Raw genomic sequence first — 15,796 nt, forward strand, 5'->3', positions numbered from 1 at the left:
CTCGAAACGCGAAGCTTGTTCATCGTTCAACAACCATCATGAAAGAAGTTAGTTGAGGAATTGCGCATATAGTCACGGCCGCTGCGCTGCCGCCCCTCCCGCTTTCAGCCGACGCTCGGGAAGGACCCGCGCCACCCCGAGGCAGCGATACAATTCAAGATAGTCTGGCGCCCGGCCGCATCCACAGCGCCTCATGGATGACGCGAATGCCAGCGCCTCGCTGATGCCGCTCGGCAGCCGTCACCGCGGTCACAGTTTCCTGGGTCAGCCTTTCAATCGCGTCGGCCTCAAACTCAGGGCCTAGTGCATGCAGGTCCGCATACCAGCGCCGTTCTGCTGCGGCGTCCGCTGCCTGGCTGTGTGATATTTGGTGGCGTCGTAGCGGCCGACTTCGTGTCAAGTGATCGATATGCCAGCCCGATCCCTTCCCATTCCCTTGACCGCGCTTGGGCTGGCCTTCTGGGCTCTTCTTGTCCATCCCATGCGGCCGTGACGTCGCGTCGTTGCCACCAGCGCCGTCCGTGGCTAAGAGGGGTTCATTCAATGGGTTAATACTATGGGTTTGTGTCTGAGTTTTCGGATGTTCAACGTCCAGGTTTTCGGACGTTGAAGGTCTAAATTCTCGGACCTTTGGCCGCGACTTTAGCGACATGAATTTGGCATCGAAGGCTTCGACGATTTGACGAAAGCGTATCCATCGTGGCGTATACTGCGCACGGTTCGAATGGCCCCCGTGGCTATCTTTGTCAAATAAGCGATCCGGTCCGTCCGACAGACGGGCCGTTGCAGCCAAGACTGTAGCGCGACCTAGGCCTAATAGACGCACGAGACGATCAACGCTCGGGTCACATTCGCCCGTCGTGTGGTTGAAGTGCGCAAGGAGTGCGCCAGCGACCCGGCTTTCGTTGCGGGTCCATCCTTCCATGATGCTAAGCGCCCTAAGTGCAAAGAACATGTCTTTCTGGGAAGGCTTCGTCATCGGAGCTCACCTTCCACATGGCACGGCATGAGATCGTTGCAGCGCCTCGATTGCTTCGAGCATCGTCAAATCAAAGCGGCTACACACCAGGGGAATTGACACGCCCCTCACGACCGACGCTTGAGCGGCGATCCACCGACTTGCATCGTCTATAACGTGTCGGTGCGGTGTGTCGCGAGATGGAGTTAGTGAGACACTGTCACTTGGTAGACATTGTTTTTGCTTGCGAACCGAAAGTGTCTCAGTTCCGGCGATGCACTTGAACTTATTGAACGGACGCAGGCCCTCCGGGCCCACCATATTCTTGCCCTCGCCGATGGCTTAAGTGAGAACTTCGCGCCGAACAGGCTCGGAGGTGTGTGTGCTGGATGAGGTGCCTTCGTTTACTTAACCCCTAACTCCACACCTTTAGTCGCCTTGGGCCGACCGATTGTGTTCTTGAGCCAACATTCGGACTTTTTGGGAACATAGGAGAATGCCTTGCAAGCGTTGTCGCTGATACAAGCGGTGAAACACTGCAAATAGTTGCTGCCTCGTAGGCGCTTGTAGTCACCGCCGGGAAGATCCATGCCAGAATAGCTGGTGAAATCTGATACGATCACATCGGCTGACTTCGACGATGCATAAGCGGCGACTGCATCCGCATTGCGTATCAGGGCCACGACGTTATCCTTTAGAAAGCAAACGCCGTGCTTGGTGTTGTAGGTAATCGCCTTACACTGGCTGTCGCCTTCACAAATCTCGTGGCACCCCGCATAAGTGACGTCCTTGACGGCGCGGTAATCGAAGCCGATCGCGTCGTAGCCTCGAGCATCGATGAATGAAGTCGTTGGCTGTGCGGGCAGATTGGTCGCCGCGCTTGGCATGGTGGCTGACACCTGTTCCTCTTTCTCGCCGTAGCAGAGAATTTGGAACACCGAAGGGGTGATTTTGTCCGCTAGGTCGGCTGTCGACAGCGGCTGCTGGTCTGCCGCCCTGTCGCCGGATTGCCCAGCGATGCCCTGAGACTGCAGGAAGAGATCCGCAACCGAGGCGCGGATAGCGAAGTTCACGTTCTGTGCCGTGATGCCGATTTCGTCTGCAATGCCTTTCGACAACGTCGCACTGGTGATGCCCATAAGAAAGCCATCGCGGTCGACGACCGGTCCGCCGGAATTGCCAGGCTGGATCGGTGTCGAAATTTGGATGTATCGGGTGTCGTTTCGAAGCCCCGCAAGCGCGTTGACATTGCCTGTGGTGACCTTAACCGAATCCGACAGCAGCGTTGCCAGCGGGAAGCCTATGGCTAGAATATCTTCGCCGAGCCGCGTCGGCGCACGACGAAAGACAAGTGGTTGCAACGGCTTCGCCGCGTCGACCCTCACCAGAGCTAGATCGTTGGTGGCATCAATCCGGGGGTCGGCGGCGTCACCCCTGCCCTTTATTTCGATGCGCTTGCATGCCTGCACGACATGCGCATTGGTCAGCAGCCAGCCATCCGTGGTTACTGCGAAGCCGGTACCTGACGACGTCGGACCGTCGGCAAGACATATGGGAGCAAGGGCAGCGGAAAAGAAGGCGCTCAAGATTGAGCGGCGCACGGTTGTCATTAGTATATCCCCAGTTGTCTGGAGATTAGACCCTTGAGCGAGCGCATTTCAACCATCTCTTGCAGGCAGGCTTAATGGCATTGCCATGAAACGCAAAAGCCCCGCTATCCTGGCGGGGCTTCTTTTCACCGACCAACCGACAGTGCCTAGAACTTCACGCCGATGCCGAACTTGAGTTCGTGCTGGTTGAGATCGACATCGACACCGAGAATGTCTTTCTCGCCGAAGTCATTATACCGATACTCCCCGCGGGCGAAGATGTTGTTGGTGATGGCAAAGTCGACGCCCGCGCCGACGGTGTAGCCGTTGAAGGTCTCCGTTTCCTTGTCTAACCCCGGCAGGTCAACGTATCCACGCGTAGCGGTCCAGCCAGCCGCGCCATAAAGCAGCGCTCTGTCAAAGGCGTAGCCGACACGACCACGAACAGCGCCGGCCCAATCGGTGCCGACATCCGCCCCCAGCGCTTCCTCTTCGTTCCAGTTGTATTCGAGGTTGCCCTCGATGCCGACAACGATGTTGTTGTCGAACTGGAAATTGTAACCCGCAAATGCACCGAAGACGCCGCCGTTGAAATCCTGGGAATCGCTGGCGCCGCCGGCGCTGAAGTCACCGTTTAGCCAACTGGCGCCGCCATCGATGCCGAGATACGGGCCTGACCAGGTGAAAACTGGCGCAGCCGCAACAGGGGCGACTGGGACGTCCTGCACTGCATCCGCTGCAAAGGCGCTCGTTGCGACGAGTGCTAGAAAAGTGGTGGCGATCGTGAGCTTCATGTTCGTGACCCCATGTCTTGCAACACAACTGGAGGATACAGCCTCGTTCAACAAATAGCTGTAACGCCAAAGACACACTCGCATAACTGCACGGTAGAGAACATATCCGCCGAAGCCATCATGGCAAGTATCGCACCCTCTAATAACTGCACGAACGCCCATCGCTTGGCCTGAACCCACCACCGCAGGCCGGGTTGAGCGGCTGACTCTCGTAGTAGTAACCGCCGTCGATCGACGAAGTCTGGTCGATGTATCCTGATGATGTGCAGGCCGAAATGAGCGTGGCAAGGCTGATCAGCGTTCCGGTCGCGATCAATGCGAAAAATCGGTTCATCTGAGCTTCTCCTCGGGGCATGGCTTCCACCCAAACCGTACAATTTACACGCCGCGGTGCAGAGAGCATTGATCTGCGGCAATCGACTGCCTCCGGCGGGTTCTTGTCACGCTAAAGTGATCGCTTTTCTACCCGCTTTTTCATGACCATGCGCTGTCACATAACTGTCATGCAAAATTGCCCGTTGTTAAGGCAGCCTGCGCAAAATATATGCCGCCAGCTAACAAAAAAAAGAATGAGTGAACTGCCATGAGCCTACAGAAACTTTTCAATCGCAATCTCCTGACCCGTTTTGTTGCCGGTCTCGGTGCGGTTCCCCAGCGCATTCGCGAAGCCCGCGAAGAGCGTAAGCCCGCGATCCATCCCTCCTTCATGGATGATTTCGGCGCCTGAGGCGCGGCGGGTCCTTCGATCCGCTCCCGGGCTTCGGCCTCTGGTCTTGCAGGATTTTATCCCAAGACCATTTCACAGATCTGCGCGACAGCGTCAGCCGCCCAATGTCCCGGCCGCCGGGTGAGGTACAAGACCTCGCCTGGGCTGCCGCGCATTCTCAGTTGATCGCAGGTGCAGACGGTTCGCCCCAGCTGGAAATGGGTTGACCGGCCTTGGTCGCCACCCTGGCGTCGTAGAGTGCCAGCGAAGCCTGGAGCTGGCGCATATCGTTGCAGCGGTTGATGATGCCGCCGATATATTGCACGCAGTCGCTGGCGCTGCCCTGCACCGAGCCCGTGGCCCAATCCTTGACGATCCCGTCGGCGCCGACCAGGAAATAGGAAAGCCGGTTATTCTCGGAAATCGTGGAGCTGCCGACCAGGCCGACGAAGTTCGTGCCGGTCTCGGTCCTGGCGGCGGGCGCCATATGTCGGTAGATCGTCATGCCGTTCTTCAACGGTGTTGCGCCGATCATCGGTCCGAAGGTTGCTTCGGAGCCGGAGAGCCGCGCCATCGGCGATTGACCGAGATTGGCGACCTCCATATAGGGTTTGCCCAGCGCATAGCTGGTGTATGAGCGGTTGGCGGCGTTTTCGGCCTTTTCTGCCACTTGGCTGCAGCCCGTCAAACAGATGGCGAGGCCGATCGAAAGAATTGTCATAAAGCGCATGCTGCCCCCTTGCCGGACATGGCGTGTCCGGAAGCCCCTGTTGCTTAACCCGCCGTCATTGCTAGCAGCTTTGCGGGATTTGGGAAGGTGAGCGTTGGAAGATGCAGGAATGTAGGCCTTCCGTGCCACGCCCCTTTGCCCTGCCGGGCATCCCCCCACAGGTGGGGAGATCACTAGTGGCGAAATCTTCGCGTCTCTCCAGCGTTTCGCCGGGCTGAACGCTGATCGTTTGGCGGGCGATCGCACCCAGCCCCGCTTGTGGGGTAGATGGCCGGCCAGAGCGGGCGGCCACGGAACGCCTACTCCTCCCACGCTCACATTTTTCTCCCGATCCGTCACCGCCCCCTTCCCTTCCGCCGCAATAGCTTCACAATCAACCGACAGAAAGCTCATCGGGAAACGACAACTAGGGAATGAAACATGGCGCCGATTCTGTCCAAGACACTTGTGTTGACTGCCCTTCTGGCCCTGCCGCTCGGCAGTGCCGCGCCTGTATTGGCGCAGGAAACAAAGCCGCGTGAGGCGGTGATTTCGGTGACGGGCGATGGCGAATCGTCCTTGGCGCCCGATATGGCCGTCGTCAATCTCGCCGTCGTCAAGCAGGCGAAGACCGCCCGTGAAGCGCTCGACGAGAACAACAAGGCGATGAATGACGTGCTGAAGGCGCTGAAGGACGGCGGCATCGCCGAGCGCGACCTGCAGACCTCGGGCTTCTCCATCCAGCCGCAGTTTAATTATCCGCAGCCGGTCGATGGCCAGCAGCAGCAGCCGCAGCTGATCGGCTACCAGACTATCAATTCGGTCACTGTGCGCCTGCGCGATCTTTCCAAGCTCGGCCAGGTGATCGACCAATCGGTGACACTCGGCATCAACCAGGGCGGCGACATCCAGTTTACCAACGACAAGCCGGATGCGGCGCTCGAAGAGGCGCGCAAGAACGCCGTCGCCGAAGCCGTCAAGAAGGCGAAAACGCTGAGCGAAGCCGCCGGCGTCAAGCTCGGCCGCATCATCGAAATCAACGAGAATGAGCCGCGCCCGCTGCCGCAGCCCGTTTATCGCGCCACGATGATGAAGGAAGCCGACGCTGCCGTTCCCGTCCAGGGCGGCGAGAACAATTACACTGTCAGCGTCACCGTAACCTTCGCCATCGAGCAGTAAACGGAAGCGCGGCGCGTCTTTTGACGCCGTGTGCTGACTGCTGGCGGCCGCCTGCTAGCGCCGATGCCCCTCACCCTAACCCTCTCCCCGTTCTGACGGGGAGAGGGGACGTGCCCTACGAGAGCTCAGCGGGGAACAGAGAGCTAGCGAGATATCCCCTTCGCCCCGCCGGAGCGGGGAGAGGTGCCGGCAGGCGGATAAGGGCTGATCTCGTTATTTTCATCGACAGGACAGCCGCGGCACAAGGCCCAGGAAACGGAGCTCCTGCCTCTAAACTGAACGCCGCGCGCCCTTCCAGGCGCGCGGCTTTGGAATCTCACAAAGAAACGCCGTGCCGGTTCAGCGAGACGGGCGCAGGACAATCAGCGGCGCAAAGCGGGGCAGCCGCGGACGTTGGCGAAGCTCATTTCATCAGGGCCGCGGCGGGTCCAGCCCTGAACGATGACGCGGCGCGGGGTGATGTCGACGACGCGCGGGCGGCGGAAGCCCCAATCGCGGGCGAGATCTTCCGCCAGACGCGGGTCGCAGCCGCGCGGACGCCGGCCGAAGCCCGGCGGCGGAGGCGGACGGCGATAATCGCGCGGCGGATCACGATCCTGATCGCCGATAATGATACTAAACTGGGCGGCCGCCGGGACCACCGTGCCGGCAAGAGTGCCGGCGATCAGCATAGCGGCAAGACCCGCCTTTGCCAGAAACTGCATCATCGAAAAACCTTTCGTTCTATAGTCGTCGGTGCGGTCGAGCCGCCCTCCCCACTCTCCGCATCACGCCGAAGCGTCAGTGGAATCACTTATACAAATCGGAGAAGAGACGGCTGAAAGTGTCGCCGTCAAGGCAAAAGGGGCGGCAAGCGCATGTCGGCGCTTGCCGTTCCGGTGTTCAGCGCCGGATCAGCGGGCAGCCGCGGACATTGGCGAAGACCATCCTGTCCCAGCCGCGACGGTCGCGCCCGGCGACGACGACGACACGCGGCGACATGCGGGTGATGTGGGCTCTGCGCAGGCCGAAATCGCGCGCCTTGTTCACGGCGTGCATCGGCGAGCAGCCGCGGATTGGACGATGATATTGCGCCCCGACGATGAAGTTCGTCTGGGGCCCCGCGGCTGCCGCCGTGGAAACAGTGGCCGGAACGGATGAGAGGGCGAGCACTGCGGCAAGGCAAGCCTTGGTGAGGAAATGCGTCATGGAGTGTCTCCGTCGATTGGTCTTTTAAGCTCTCCCTTCAGGGATTGCCTCGACACTAAATGCGGCAAGCTGAATGCTGTTCGAACCGGCCATTCAGTTTGCATTCACAAGAAGATGAGCGGTTTTTGACGGCTCTTCTTTCGATCGGCTGAGGGGCTGATCGCGTGCCGTGTGACTGGTGGGTTGATCGATGTGCCATAGCCACGCAGGAGCGCGCGGCGCTCTCAGCCCCCGAGATGCAGCACAACTTCGCGCCGGTGCGGCCGGTCGCGGTGTTCGAAGAGATAGAGTCCCTGCCAGGTGCCGAGCGTCAAGCGTCCCCTGGCGACCGGAATGCCGATCGACACCTGCGTCAGCGCCGCTTTGATATGCGCCGGCATGTCGTCCGGCCCCTCGGCCCTGTGCACGATCCAGCCCATCGATGGGTCGGAGGCCGGCGGCACGAGCCGACGGAAGAAGGCGAGAAGATCGGTGCGCACGTCGGGATCGGCATTTTCCTGGATCAGCAGTGAACAGGATGTGTGGCGCACGAAGACAGTGAGAAGCCCCTCCTCCCGTCCCGCGGCGCTGACGAAGGCCTCCGCCTGATCGGTGAATTCGTAAAGTCCCTGGCTGCGTGTGGACAGGGTGAGAATAGTCTGGGGCACGGGCGGTCTCCGTCTCGCAATGACATTGCCCGCGAGTTGGCGCGCCGTGACGGCCAAGTCAATGGCCCACGAATCGGCAGATCGATGCCCGCCATCGGTTAAGGCCCATTCACGAGCTTGAGGATGAGCTGCTGGATGTTGCCGCCGTCGCCCATTTCGACCTTGTCGAAGTCGCGGCCGCGCTGGCGCTGCTTTGCGGAAATCTCGCCGAGGCGCCGGGTCAGCTCGACCCTGATCTTCTTGCAGTCGGGGTCGTCGGCAACGGTAAAGCCGACGCTCATCGCCTCGATTTCCCTAACCATGTCCTTGATGGTTTCGCCGTGCACTCGCTCATGCGCGGCAACGCCTGAAATGAAGCCATCCCAGCTGCTCTTGACGGCTGGCGGCAGCCCGGCCGAGGGCTGCGGCAGTGTGTAGGTGATGATGAGCTTCGGCCGATTGGTGACGATGGCGCAGGCATTGCCCTGCGGCTCGTATTTGCGGGTCCAGGTGAGCTTGAACGTCGTATGCGCGATGACCCGGCCGGTGACGCCGGCCTTGGGGCCTTGTGCCCCGATCGATTGATAAAGTTCGGCGCCGGTCTTGCCTGAAATCGAATAGGGCCGCACCTCCTCGATCGCCTGCCATTCGCTCTGCGCCGCGGCCGGTAATGCGGCGAAAACTGCCGCCAATAGGTAGGGTAGAAAAGTCTTCGTCACGCATCGTCCCGTCAAGTGATTCCCGCCACCCTAACGGCGCCGTTCCTCCCTTTCAACGCGCATGCGATGCGGCAGATATCAGCGCGGCTCGCTGGAGATGCTGAGATAAGCGGGGTCGAATTCGGCGATCTCCTGCAGGCGTTCCCAATCGACGATGGTGATCGTTCGGTTCTCCCAGGTGAAGACGCCCTCGCGCCTGAGCGCCTGCAGCGTCTTGTTGAGGTGGACCACCGATATGCCGAGCACGTCCGCCATCTCGATCTGCGTCAGCGGAAACTGAAAGCTTTCACCCCGGGTGCGCCTGACGACCTTCAGCCGCATGAAGAGTTCGCAGACGAGATGGGCGATCTGAGCGCGTTTGGAGCGCCGCCCCATGGCGACGATCCATTCCCGGTGAATAGCGCCGTCGACCAGCGTGTCGAGCCAAAGCAGCCGCGTCAAATGCGGCATGCGCTCGGTGATCGCCCTCAAGTCGGCATGATCGGCCAAAGCGACGTGGCAGGGTGACAGCGCAACGATGCCATGATCCATTACCTTGACGGGAAAAGCATGGAGGTCGACAAAGTCGCCGGCAACATGAAGTGCGGTGATCTGCCGACTGCCGTCCGCCATCACCTTGTAGCGCGCCGCGAACCCATCGAGCAGCAGCGTGCTGAAGGGCGGCCGGCTGCCTTGGGAAACGAGATCTTCTCCGACGGCGAATTGCCTGTCCTTGACGAGGATCGACCGAAGAAGGTTTTCCTCCTCGTTCGACAGCACATCACGGCTTCCAAGGTTCAGCAACAAGGGTTCAATCACGGTCCTGTCTCCCGCTATCGCAAGGGCTCGGGGCCGTCTCGGTGCGAGCTGTATTTTCTATAGGAATCAAGGCCCAGCCTCGGGAACAATTGTCTTCATTGGTTATTTCCTCTCTGACGCGCAGGAAAGAACATGGCTCGCTATTATTTCGATCTACACAACGGGGAAGGTCCGACCCGCGACGAGCACGGCACCGAGCTCAAATCTCGTGAAGACATCCCCAAAGAGGTGACCCGCATCCTGCTGGACGTGGCGCGAGACGAATTGCCGGCGGGTGACCGCATGACGATTGCCGTTACCGTCCGCGACGAGCGCGGCGATCCTGTCACAGTCGCCAGTCTCGTCTTCAGCAATGAATGGCTCGACGTCATCCGATGACGGCCTCTGATTGCCGCCGGGTCCCATATAGGCATCAATTCGACTCGGTCGATGGATGCGCTCTAGCTCCTTGCTCTCATGCATGTCGTCATCCGCACACTTCCGGGCGACATGCATTAAGACCCCGCCCCGGGGGGCGGCAATTAAATTTGACATAGTTCCGCGATTGCCGGGAAGCGTCGACAGGCATTTCTCCGGTGGAGTTCCGGTCGCTTCTATTTCGCGATCTCTTCCAGAATCAGCCGAATTTCCGCAAGCGGTTTGCGGCTTTCGTCGAAAAGTTCGACCGAAAGCATGTTCAAAGGCGCAGTCGGCAGGCCTTCGGCTGCCATTTCCGCGAGGACCCTTCGCGCCTCTGCCTTGGCAGCCTCGACGGACTCGAATTCGTATCCGGTCTCGGTGCCGACACCATCGCGATCGAAGAGCTGGAAGTGGAATTTCGGCACAGCATGCTCCTTCGATGATGCCCCTAACGATGCTGAAGGCGACAGGTTCCGCCCGAACGATTTTCAGCGCCCGCCGTCCGGCGATCCTCAGAAGGCGCCGGCCTCGGGCGAAGCCATTTCCTCGATTGCGTCGACACGGTCGGGATAGAAGGCGAGATGGTCTTTGATGTTGCTGACGGCGGCATGCGGGGCTTCGTAGGTCCAAACCGCGTTCTCGGAGCGTTTGCCGCCCAAAGCAATGCTGTAATAGGAGGCATCGCCCTTGTAGGGGCAATGTGTGGCGTGATCGGTGCGCTGAAGCAGCGACATATCGACATCCCTGCGAGGGATATACTGGACCGGCGGATAGGAAGCCTCGCGCAGCGTCAGCGCGTTGCGGCTATTGGCAACCGTCCTGCCGGCGATGGTGACGACGACGCGACAGGGATTGTGCTCGACGGTGATCGGATGGTCCGGCCCCGGAATCTTGATCGACTTGTCCAACATGGGTTCGTCTCCAGAAGATACGATGCCCCTGAGATAGGGCGCGCATGCCGCCGGCCCACCCCCCGAGCGTTTCCTTCCCTTACACCTGAAATGCGAAACGCGGCGATGCCTGACTGAGTGCGGCGGTCGCCGCTGTCACCGACCAGTGACGCGCGAGCGCATCCGCGAGCGTCGCGATCAGCCTGGCGCTATCCTCGCCGGCGCCGGCATGCAGCGCCTCGGCGACGATCAGCACCGACCGCGTCGTCTCCCGCACCGCTGACAGGCCGCCCTGCCGGTTCGTCCAGCGGCGGGCATGTGCTCTGCCTTCGTCATCCGCGAAGATCACCTCGTCCGGCTCCGGATATTCGCTTTGACCGCTGAAGGTGAGATAGGTCTCATGCCCCGTTGCATGCCGGACCTGGAGATCGCCGGCAATTTTTTCCGTATCGAAGACGGCGACAGGAATGGCAAAGGCGAGCGAAATCGCATTGCAGAGATCGATGAGCGGATGAAGGCGCGGCAGCGCGTGCTCCTGGCGGAAGCGACGCAGAAGCGCCTCGGATGCCGCGCGATACTGCGTCGGCTTCAAGCCCATGCGGGAAAAGCCGCGCCGCCACGCCTGGATCTCCGGGAATTCGCTTTCCTGGGCTTCAGCGAGCCGGGCCGCGGCGATCGCGCTGAAACTTGCAACCGCCTCTTCGACGTCTGCCGCCGCATCAATCCCATCGGCATGAAGCGCGCCGGCGCGAAGCTCCGGAAAAACCTGCCATATCGCGTTGGAATGGCTGAATTGCATGGTCATTTCCCTTCGATGAATTTCCTGTGGCTTCCTGCAATGGCAAGCCCGGACACGGCCGCCAGCACGCAGGCAATGCCGGCAATCTGGTTGAAGCCGACCGGCTCGCCGAGGAGGACGAAGGCGAGCATGACGGCCGAAACCGGCGCAAGCGCGATGAAGAGCGCGGCTTCCGTGCCGCTCACCCTCTCTGCACCCGCATACCACAGCAGGAAGCCGCCGACGGTCGGCACCAGAGCATAATAGACGACGGCAGCGGCAGCACTGGCTGAAAACCCATGCGTGAGGGGCGCCTCGAAAATGGCCGGAACGATCGAGACGGCGAAGCCGATGCCGGTCATCAGCGTCGACTGGGCAAGCGGCGGAATGTCGACGGTCAGCCGCTTGTTCAACAGAATGAACAAGCCCTCGCAGATCACCGCGAGAAAAATCAGCAGATTTCCGGCAAGCGAACCGCCGGTCGCCTCCGGTGTGAAGGCGATCGAAAACACGCCGGCGCTCGCCAGCGCCACCGCCAGAAGCAGCGCGCGTCCCGGCCGTTCTCGCAGCAGCAGGATCGAAACCGCCGCCGAGACCACCGGCAGCGTGCCGATAATGACGCCCGAATCGGCGGCCGAGGTCAGGCTGAGGCCCGATATCAGCAGCGTCGTATAACCGACACTGCCGACGCCGGCCTGAATGACGAGGATGAGACGGTCATACCTGGAGAGCTTCGGCAACCGGGTTCCGCTTGCCCGCATCAGCAGGAAGAAGACGGGAAGAGCGAGGGCGAAGCGCAAGGCGGTGGCGGTAAACGGCGGCAGTCCCGAAGCAATGATCTTGCTCGCGATGACAGTGCTGCCGACCGTCAGCATGGCGAGCGCCAGATTGAAATAACCTTGAACCTGTCTCGACATTCCGCGCCTCCGATTGGATGCGCCGAAGAAACAGCAGCGGCCGGTCGGGGTCTTGAACGAAATTGCAGGGCGTATGAATCGAAGCAAGGCGGCCAGCGCCGTCCTTCGAGGCCCCTTGAGGGGCACGTCTAGCCGGACGCTGGAGAGAGGTCGCAGCCTGCGGCAGCACGAATCAGCCTTCCACCGCTCAGAGAAATGCCCCGGCATAAAGCCGCGGCGACAGGCCGTATTTGCGCACGAAGACGCGCGTCATGTGGCTCTGGTCGGCAAAGCCGCTGGCAAAGGCGGCTTCGGCAAGCGGCGTGCCCTGAGCAATCAGCCGCCGGGCGATGTGGATGCGGGCCTGGACGAGATAGGCGTGCGGCGTCAGTCCCGTCGCCCTGGCGAAGCCGCGCAGCAGCTGGAAGCGGCTAAGGCCGCTTTCCCGGGAAAGATCGGCGAGCGAGACGGCGGCAAGAGGATCGTCGTCGATCAGATCCCGCGCCGCGCGGATGGATGACGGCACCGGCGGCCTCGCCTCGCTGCCGTCGTCTTCCCGCATGACATCGGCGACGAGTTGCAGAAGCAGTTCCTCGCAGAGCAGCCCGTCGGCAGCACTCGCGGTCACCGCGCGAAACAGCGTTCCGAAGTGGCTGGCGATCGCCGCATCGCGAATGACGGGATGGGAGATTTCCGAGCGCCTTGCGCCGATCTCTTGTGAGAGGCCGGTGACGATCTCGGGATCGAAATAGAGGATGCGCCACGATCGGCGCTCGCCGATCGGCGCGCCATCATGCACCTCATTCGGATTGACGGTGATGATATCGCCAGCCTCCGCCTCCACCATGCCGCGGCCGCTGAGCGATTTCTGCGCCCCCGACGACACGAGGCCGATGCCGAACTGCTCATGCGTGTGCCTGGCGAAGCTGTGAGGCGTTTCGGCTTCCACCGCTTCGACGCCTGGAAGCGCCGAGCGCAGCATCCTGAATTGGTTTTTCGGCATTTGACATCCGCAGGTCCGATGCCGGCAACTCTGCCAGCCGCGCCTTGATGACGCAACCGTCTAAAAGAACTCGTCGAGCAGCTGATAGTAACTGAGCCTCGCCGGATCGGGCGCCGGAAGGCCGTAACGATGGAGAAATGGCTGCACCAGCGCCTTGCCGAAATTATCGGCGATGCTGCGGCAGGCGAGCGCGATATCCTGATAGCGGTCGGCGACGCCGAGGCGGCTGCAATCGATATAGCCTGAGAATTGGCCGTGTAGAGCGACGAAGTTCGGCAGGCAGGCGTCGCCATGGGTGACGACGAGATCCTCGCTGGCCGGCCTTAAGCTCTTGAGCTCAGCGAACAATTCGGCGGCGCTCTTTCCCAGCCGGGCCGGATCGAAATCCTCCTCATCGACGATTCCTGCTTCCATGCGCGCCTTGGCTACCGGCAGGCGCTTTTCCAGGCGGTGATCGAACGGACAGGAAGTGATCGGCAGGCGATGAAGATCGAGCAGTGCCTCCGCCAGCAATTCGATGCGCGCCAGGGGCGCCAGCGCCGAAGCACTGGCGAGATCGGTTCCCGGCAGCGCGCTGAGCAGCAGCCAGTTACGTTCGTCGTCGCTTTCACGGGCGATCACCTCCGGGCAAGGCAGGCCGGAGGCCTTGAGCCAGGCGAGCCGGGCCGCCTCATCGGCAAGTTCGCCGAACGGCCCCGCCGCCTCGACCTTCAGATAGAGCGCCGGAAGGCCCTCGCCTTCCAGGCGAAAGACGCTCGCGGCCGAACGGCCGAGCGCATCCCGCTCCATCCGGTAGCCGGACAGGCGGGCGCCGAAAGGTCCTGCCGGCAATGTCTTGAAAGATGTCAATGAATTGTTTCGGCTGGGGCTGCTTCGAGCAGGATATCGAACGCCTCTTCGAGCGCCGCCACCAGGATATCGGTCAGCTCGTCGCCTTTGTTTTCCAGGAACAGCACGCTGACGGCTTCGTCCTGGCGCTCAAGCAAACGCTCGATCTCGTTCGACATATCATTGTCCTTCTTCACCGTACCATCACGGCCAATGCGGAGAGGTTAGACAAGGTTCCTTGCGCGTGGCTGGTTGTCGACGGCTGATGATGCTTATCATTGTCCCGGATAATGATAACGCGCCCATTCACTTTTAGGGATGACGTCCCCGACGCCAAACTCAAACGACACGACCTTGGTCGCGTTGTCGTTCACTTCGCAACTAAACTCCAATTGGTGCAGTTCCTTGCCGTCGTAAAACGCACTTCTTTTAAGCGCGAGGATATTTCCGGTCGGGAGATTGTATTTAGGCACCTCGATAACATTAGGATCGTACGCCGCGGATGAATGAAGGAGCTGCTCTCGAAGCTCGGTCCAGCAAAGCTCACCACCTCGCATTTGACGTGGCAAGTTTTTCATCGCCGTCTTGACTGTACGGTCTGAGACAAAGTTGTCGGTAAACAGGGTCTTCGCTTTGGTGAGCTTGTTCGATTCCTTTGCCTCTGCATCTGGTGGCAATAAGGGGATAGCTGCCGTTGAATTGATCGGCGGCTTTGCCTGCTCGAAATTCGTCTTTGCCTCGTCGCGTCCCGTGGCAGCCGGCCCATTCTTTTCAGGATTGGCCTCAGCAGTCTCCACCTCGGGAAGGTCAATGTCCTGAGGCAACGGATTCGCCGCAGACATAGTCTCAGGAATCTCCGGCTTTTCAAGTCGCGGCGATTCAACAGGCGATGCTTCGTGGGGTACTCCAACGACTGACGGTTTTGGTGCTTCTGCCTTTCGGAGTATCCCGCGCTCTCTCTGTTCCGGCGCTGAATCTTTCTCGGCAAATTCGAAGACCGGGCGCGCGGTACGTTGCGGCCGGGAAGCGCCGCGTGCTTCCAGCTCTGCAGCTTTCGCAGGAGGAGGAGGTGGCGGCGGAGGTTCCTTCTTAGCCTCTTGCGGCGGCTTCGGCTCCGGCGGCTTTTCCTCCGCCTTTTTCTCCTCCGGCTTCTTCTCCTCCGGCGGCGGGACGAGCTCGACCTTCACGCTCTCGTCCTCCGGGGGCTTCGGTTCGATCTTCGGCAAGCCGAAAATCAGAAGCGCAACGACCGGCACGTGCAGAAGCACGGACACACCGATACCCCAGCGGATTTCGGGCCGCCGTTTTGCCGTTTCGTGATTCGTCTCCGCCAAGTCCACTTCGTCTGTCACAGCAGCGATGTGGCCTTTAAAGCCGGCAGCATCAAGCCGCAAAAGCAAAAAACCTCGTGATCGTGCCGAAGCCATCCGCTGGCCGGTGCGCCATCCGTTCTCTTCTCGGACCTGGGCAACGGGCCACCCACGAGCGGGGCCGAGTCCGCGCCCTTGATGGGGAGAGGCGCTGAAATTCTGCATGCGTTAGCTGAGCGAGCCGATGATCTCTCGATAGGCAGCCTCCGGGAATGCCTTCAGTGTCTGGGTGCGGACATTGCCGGCCATCGCCAGCGAAAGGCCAAATCGCGCCATGACGGCATCGTCAGGCGCTTCGCAGACAGCCACCATGTCGTGGCCGCCCATCGTCAGAAAGAACTGGTTGAAGGAGCCGCCCATGTCGCC

At 60.8% G+C, this 15,796-nt stretch carries 22 protein-coding genes; 3 read left to right on the forward strand and 19 right to left on the reverse strand.

What is annotated here, in order from left to right; genetic code table 11:
- Positions 1 to 154: 154 nt before the first annotated feature.
- The 4 genes from AC13QO_RS28935 to AC13QO_RS28950 form a co-directional block, all read right to left on the reverse strand.
- On the reverse strand, positions 155 to 979 hold the full coding sequence (locus AC13QO_RS28935; RefSeq protein WP_488542641.1) for a hypothetical protein: 825 nt from the start codon (positions 977 to 979) through the stop codon (positions 155 to 157).
- Between the two features lie 383 nt (positions 980 to 1,362).
- A complete protein-coding gene (locus tag AC13QO_RS28940; RefSeq protein ID WP_285191506.1) occupies positions 1,363 to 2,568 on the reverse strand; it encodes a trypsin-like peptidase domain-containing protein in 1,206 nt (401 codons plus the stop codon).
- A gap of 146 nt (positions 2,569 to 2,714) precedes the next feature.
- On the reverse strand, positions 2,715 to 3,341 hold the full coding sequence (locus AC13QO_RS28945) for an outer membrane protein (RefSeq protein ID WP_285191505.1): 627 nt from the start codon (positions 3,339 to 3,341) through the stop codon (positions 2,715 to 2,717).
- A 139-nt stretch (positions 3,342 to 3,480) separates the two neighbouring features.
- On the reverse strand, positions 3,481 to 3,675 hold the full coding sequence (locus AC13QO_RS28950; protein WP_085778846.1) for a hypothetical protein: 195 nt from the start codon (positions 3,673 to 3,675) through the stop codon (positions 3,481 to 3,483).
- 249 nt (positions 3,676 to 3,924) lie between these two features.
- On the opposite strand from AC13QO_RS28950, the gene AC13QO_RS28955 reads away from it, so the two are divergent.
- Complete coding sequence (locus AC13QO_RS28955; RefSeq protein WP_168296739.1) at positions 3,925 to 4,068, forward strand: hypothetical protein; 144 nt, start codon at positions 3,925 to 3,927, stop codon at positions 4,066 to 4,068.
- A gap of 157 nt (positions 4,069 to 4,225) precedes the next feature.
- Here the strand turns inward: AC13QO_RS28955 and AC13QO_RS28960 are convergent, their stop codons facing one another.
- On the reverse strand, positions 4,226 to 4,777 hold the full coding sequence (locus AC13QO_RS28960; protein WP_285191504.1) for a hypothetical protein: 552 nt from the start codon (positions 4,775 to 4,777) through the stop codon (positions 4,226 to 4,228).
- A gap of 420 nt (positions 4,778 to 5,197) precedes the next feature.
- Here AC13QO_RS28960 and AC13QO_RS28965 point away from each other — a divergent pair, with 420 nt between their 5' ends.
- On the forward strand, positions 5,198 to 5,935 hold the full coding sequence (locus AC13QO_RS28965; RefSeq protein ID WP_488542642.1) for an SIMPL domain-containing protein: 738 nt from the start codon (positions 5,198 to 5,200) through the stop codon (positions 5,933 to 5,935).
- Positions 5,936 to 6,297: 362 nt separating this feature from the next.
- Here AC13QO_RS28965 and AC13QO_RS28970 read toward each other — a convergent pair whose 3' ends face one another.
- The 5 genes from AC13QO_RS28970 to AC13QO_RS28990 all read right to left on the reverse strand — a co-directional run bounded on the left by AC13QO_RS28970 (position 6,298) and on the right by AC13QO_RS28990 (position 9,266).
- Positions 6,298 to 6,642: a hypothetical protein gene (locus tag AC13QO_RS28970; protein WP_285191502.1), complete on the reverse strand. Its 345-nt coding sequence runs from the start codon at positions 6,640 to 6,642 to the stop codon at positions 6,298 to 6,300.
- Positions 6,643 to 6,817: 175 nt separating this feature from the next.
- Positions 6,818 to 7,123 carry a hypothetical protein gene (locus tag AC13QO_RS28975; RefSeq protein ID WP_488542643.1) on the reverse strand — a complete coding sequence of 102 codons (306 nt, stop codon included), beginning with the start codon at positions 7,121 to 7,123 and terminating at the stop codon, positions 6,818 to 6,820.
- Between the two features lie 224 nt (positions 7,124 to 7,347).
- Positions 7,348 to 7,770, reverse strand: coding sequence for a secondary thiamine-phosphate synthase enzyme YjbQ (locus AC13QO_RS28980; RefSeq protein WP_488542644.1), 423 nt, complete (start codon positions 7,768 to 7,770; stop codon positions 7,348 to 7,350).
- 98 nt (positions 7,771 to 7,868) lie between these two features.
- Positions 7,869 to 8,468: a DUF922 domain-containing Zn-dependent protease gene (locus AC13QO_RS28985; RefSeq protein ID WP_210630543.1), complete on the reverse strand. Its 600-nt coding sequence runs from the start codon at positions 8,466 to 8,468 to the stop codon at positions 7,869 to 7,871.
- 78 nt (positions 8,469 to 8,546) lie between these two features.
- Positions 8,547 to 9,266 carry a Crp/Fnr family transcriptional regulator gene (locus tag AC13QO_RS28990; protein ID WP_285191499.1) on the reverse strand — a complete coding sequence of 240 codons (720 nt, stop codon included), beginning with the start codon at positions 9,264 to 9,266 and terminating at the stop codon, positions 8,547 to 8,549.
- Positions 9,267 to 9,398: 132 nt separating this feature from the next.
- Between AC13QO_RS28990 and AC13QO_RS28995 the strand changes: the two genes are divergently transcribed.
- Positions 9,399 to 9,644 carry a DUF6894 family protein gene (locus AC13QO_RS28995; RefSeq protein ID WP_085778853.1) on the forward strand — a complete coding sequence of 82 codons (246 nt, stop codon included), beginning with the start codon at positions 9,399 to 9,401 and terminating at the stop codon, positions 9,642 to 9,644.
- A gap of 215 nt (positions 9,645 to 9,859) precedes the next feature.
- On the opposite strand, the gene AC13QO_RS29000 is transcribed toward AC13QO_RS28995, so the two are convergent.
- From AC13QO_RS29000 to AC13QO_RS29040, 9 genes are all read right to left on the reverse strand, one after another.
- Complete coding sequence (locus AC13QO_RS29000) at positions 9,860 to 10,090, reverse strand: DUF6894 family protein (protein WP_020921849.1); 231 nt, start codon at positions 10,088 to 10,090, stop codon at positions 9,860 to 9,862.
- An 87-nt stretch (positions 10,091 to 10,177) separates the two neighbouring features.
- Complete coding sequence (locus AC13QO_RS29005; RefSeq protein ID WP_285191497.1) at positions 10,178 to 10,576, reverse strand: DUF427 domain-containing protein; 399 nt, start codon at positions 10,574 to 10,576, stop codon at positions 10,178 to 10,180.
- Between the two features lie 79 nt (positions 10,577 to 10,655).
- Positions 10,656 to 11,354 (reverse strand): B3/B4 domain-containing protein, encoded by a 699-nt coding sequence (locus AC13QO_RS29010; protein ID WP_285191496.1) that lies wholly within the window; start codon positions 11,352 to 11,354, stop codon positions 10,656 to 10,658.
- 2 nt (positions 11,355 to 11,356) lie between these two features.
- Positions 11,357 to 12,250: a DMT family transporter gene (locus AC13QO_RS29015; RefSeq protein ID WP_285191495.1), complete on the reverse strand. Its 894-nt coding sequence runs from the start codon at positions 12,248 to 12,250 to the stop codon at positions 11,357 to 11,359.
- Positions 12,251 to 12,437: 187 nt separating this feature from the next.
- The gene (locus AC13QO_RS29020; RefSeq protein WP_488542645.1) at positions 12,438 to 13,232 is read right to left on the reverse strand and encodes an AraC family ligand binding domain-containing protein; all 795 of its coding nucleotides are present in this window, start codon (positions 13,230 to 13,232) and stop codon (positions 12,438 to 12,440) included.
- A 60-nt stretch (positions 13,233 to 13,292) separates the two neighbouring features.
- Positions 13,293 to 14,081, reverse strand: coding sequence for an APH(3')-II family aminoglycoside O-phosphotransferase (locus AC13QO_RS29025; protein ID WP_285191493.1), 789 nt, complete (start codon positions 14,079 to 14,081; stop codon positions 13,293 to 13,295).
- Positions 14,078 to 14,239 carry a hypothetical protein gene (locus AC13QO_RS29030; RefSeq protein WP_198175456.1) on the reverse strand — a complete coding sequence of 54 codons (162 nt, stop codon included), beginning with the start codon at positions 14,237 to 14,239 and terminating at the stop codon, positions 14,078 to 14,080. The genes AC13QO_RS29025 and AC13QO_RS29030 overlap by 4 nt, the downstream gene beginning before the upstream one ends.
- 96 nt (positions 14,240 to 14,335) lie before the next feature.
- Positions 14,336 to 15,454, reverse strand: a complete 1,119-nt coding sequence (locus AC13QO_RS29035) for a DUF930 domain-containing protein (RefSeq protein WP_285191700.1) — start codon at positions 15,452 to 15,454, stop codon at positions 14,336 to 14,338.
- Positions 15,455 to 15,598: 144 nt separating this feature from the next.
- Positions 15,599 to 15,796: GYD domain-containing protein (locus AC13QO_RS29040; protein ID WP_488542646.1), on the reverse strand; the 198-nt coding region annotated here is incomplete at its 5' end.

Source organism: Rhizobium sp. CNPSo 3670 (assembly GCF_057784555.1).

What these genes read in the sequence shown, in the direction of transcription:
- AC13QO_RS29010 (WP_285191496.1), bottom strand. Translation starts at nt 11,354, where the DNA reads ATGCAATTCAGCCATTCCAACGCGATATGGCAGGTTTTTCCGGAGCTT.
- AC13QO_RS28940 (WP_285191506.1), bottom strand. Translation starts at nt 2,568, where the DNA reads ATGACAACCGTGCGCCGCTCAATCTTGAGCGCCTTCTTTTCCGCTGCC.
- AC13QO_RS28995 (WP_085778853.1), top strand. Translation starts at nt 9,399, where the DNA reads ATGGCTCGCTATTATTTCGATCTACACAACGGGGAAGGTCCGACCCGC.
- AC13QO_RS28945 (WP_285191505.1), bottom strand. Translation starts at nt 3,341, where the DNA reads ATGAAGCTCACGATCGCCACCACTTTTCTAGCACTCGTCGCAACGAGC.
- AC13QO_RS29005 (WP_285191497.1), bottom strand. Translation starts at nt 10,576, where the DNA reads ATGTTGGACAAGTCGATCAAGATTCCGGGGCCGGACCATCCGATCACC.
- AC13QO_RS28970 (WP_285191502.1), bottom strand. Translation starts at nt 6,642, where the DNA reads ATGATGCAGTTTCTGGCAAAGGCGGGTCTTGCCGCTATGCTGATCGCC.
- AC13QO_RS28950 (WP_085778846.1), bottom strand. Translation starts at nt 3,675, where the DNA reads ATGAACCGATTTTTCGCATTGATCGCGACCGGAACGCTGATCAGCCTT.
- AC13QO_RS28965 (WP_488542642.1), top strand. Translation starts at nt 5,198, where the DNA reads ATGGCGCCGATTCTGTCCAAGACACTTGTGTTGACTGCCCTTCTGGCC.
- AC13QO_RS29020 (WP_488542645.1), bottom strand. Translation starts at nt 13,232, where the DNA reads ATGCCGAAAAACCAATTCAGGATGCTGCGCTCGGCGCTTCCAGGCGTC.
- AC13QO_RS29030 (WP_198175456.1), bottom strand. Translation starts at nt 14,239, where the DNA reads ATGTCGAACGAGATCGAGCGTTTGCTTGAGCGCCAGGACGAAGCCGTC.
- AC13QO_RS28955 (WP_168296739.1), top strand. Translation starts at nt 3,925, where the DNA reads ATGAGCCTACAGAAACTTTTCAATCGCAATCTCCTGACCCGTTTTGTT.
- AC13QO_RS29015 (WP_285191495.1), bottom strand. Translation starts at nt 12,250, where the DNA reads ATGTCGAGACAGGTTCAAGGTTATTTCAATCTGGCGCTCGCCATGCTG.
- AC13QO_RS28975 (WP_488542643.1), bottom strand. Translation starts at nt 7,123, where the DNA reads ATGACGCATTTCCTCACCAAGGCTTGCCTTGCCGCAGTGCTCGCCCTC.
- AC13QO_RS28935 (WP_488542641.1), bottom strand. Translation starts at nt 979, where the DNA reads ATGACGAAGCCTTCCCAGAAAGACATGTTCTTTGCACTTAGGGCGCTT.
- AC13QO_RS28960 (WP_285191504.1), bottom strand. Translation starts at nt 4,777, where the DNA reads ATGCGCTTTATGACAATTCTTTCGATCGGCCTCGCCATCTGTTTGACG.